A 1,695-nucleotide genomic window follows, 5' to 3' on the forward strand; every position below is an offset into this window, starting at 1 on the left:
AGGCGAAGCTGACTCATACCCGCGTTGGCGCACGACCGACTTGATATCGCCGACCTCGAGCCGGGTTTCGTCGTAGCGTACGGTAGCGCTTCCCGCAGCGTAATTCACTGTAACGCTTTCGACACCCGGCACTTCGCCGACGCGCTTTTCGACTTCATCCGCACTCCATATCGAGAGCATGTCGTGGGCTTCAATGACGCTCGTTTTCATCGTGTTTCCTCCGTCATCTTCATCGTCCGCGTGCCTGGCTGAATCTCCGGTCACTTGGCCGATGGACCGTTTCACCAGCGGAACCGTTACTTAGGCAAACCGTAACAAGTATTAACGAAGTGAAGTTCAGAAGGTTCCCCGGTTCGCGCCCATCTGACACACATGCTTTGGCTGCAACGCGCCGCTACAGCGATAGCCGCACTGCTGTACCCTGGCCTGGATTTCCTTGAGGCCGATAAGCCGCTCGTCATAGATCGCGGTTGCGCTGCCGCAGACGTAGTTGACCTCGGCCTTCTCGATGCCTGGCAGTTTCATGAGCTGCTTCTCGACGCCCCGCGCGCTCAGCGCCGAGAGCATTCCGCCGACTTCAATGATGCTGGTTCTCATGGCTGCTTCCGATCGGCTTCTGAGTTGGTCGTGTTATGTCCACTGCCACCTCTGGAGTTGGCCGCTTCCGAGTTTTGAAGCATGGTAGGCAGATGCGGTCCGCAGGTCGGCCCGGATCAGCCGCTTGTCCTTGGGCTTCTATCCCGACTTCGTGTCGGGAGCCGTGGGCTGGCCGGCGCGAAGTTTCATCATTTGCGGTTGGCCCATTTCCAGTTCCGGATTTCCGGCATGTCTTGGCCGTTCCTGTCGATGTACTGTCTGTGTTCGGCAAGCTTGTCCTTGAGCTGCTGCTTCAGGTAGATGCCCTGGTCGCCGGTCTGCGGCAGGCGGTCGATGGCGTCCATCACGAGATGGAAGCGGTCCAGATCGTTCCGCACCGTCATATCGAAGGGCGTGGTGATGGTGCCCTCTTCCTTGTAGCCGCGGACGTGTATGTTGTCGTGGTTTGTGCGGCGGTAGGTCAGCCGGTGGATCAACCAAGGATAGCCATGGAATGCAAAGATGACTGGCGTGTCTTCGGTGAAGAGTGAATCGAAATCCGTATCGCTTAAGCCGTGAGGGTGCTCGAGTTGCGGCTGCAGCTTCATAAGGTCGACAACGTTGACCACCCGAATTTTCAGGTTAGGCAAATGTTCACGCATGATAGAGACCGCGGCCAGCGTCTCCAGTGTGGGCACGTCGCCACAGCAGGCCATGACCACGTCGGGCGCGGCGCCTTGATCGTTGCTGGCCCATCCCCAGATGCCAATGCCTTCGGTGCTATGCTTGACGGCCGCATCCATCGTCAGCCATTGCGGCGCTGGGTGTTTTCCTGCGATCACAACGTTGACGTAATGACGGCTGCGCAGGCAGTGGTCCATCACCGACAGCAGGCAGTTTGCATCCGGCGGAAGGTAGACACGTACGATTTCAGCCTTCTTGTTCACGACGTGATCTATGAAACCGGGATCTTGGTGTGTGAAGCCGTTGTGATCTTGGCGCCAGACATGCGAGGCCAATAGGTAGTTAAGCGAGGCGATCTTCCGCCGCCACGGCAGGTGTGCCGTGACCTTCAACCACTTGGCGTGCTGATTGAACATCGAATCGACGATGTGGATG

Annotated in this window: 2 protein-coding genes and 1 pseudogene; all 3 read right to left on the reverse strand. The window is 57.9% G+C overall.

Annotation, left to right across the window (positions count from 1 at the left end):
* A partial coding sequence (locus tag PSV05_RS00040) for a heavy-metal-associated domain-containing protein (protein ID WP_300059655.1) occupies nucleotides 1–210 on the reverse strand: 210 nt, incomplete at its 3' end.
* Nucleotides 211–336: 126 nt separating this feature from the next.
* On the reverse strand, nucleotides 337–597 hold the full coding sequence (locus PSV05_RS00045; RefSeq protein ID WP_300059659.1) for a heavy metal-associated domain-containing protein: 261 nt from the start codon (nucleotides 595–597) through the stop codon (nucleotides 337–339).
* 188 nt (nucleotides 598–785) lie between these two features.
* Nucleotides 786–1,695: pseudogene (locus PSV05_RS00050) on the reverse strand (phosphoketolase); the annotation flags it as partial.

The sequence above is a fragment of the Thermomonas sp. genome (genome assembly GCF_029945965.1).
GTDB lineage: Bacteria > Pseudomonadota > Gammaproteobacteria > Xanthomonadales > Xanthomonadaceae > Thermomonas.

Coding starts and splice junctions, on each gene's coding strand:
- PSV05_RS00045 (WP_300059659.1), bottom strand. CDS start 597: ATGAGAACCAGCATCATTGAAGTCGGCGGAATGCTCTCGGCGCTGAGC.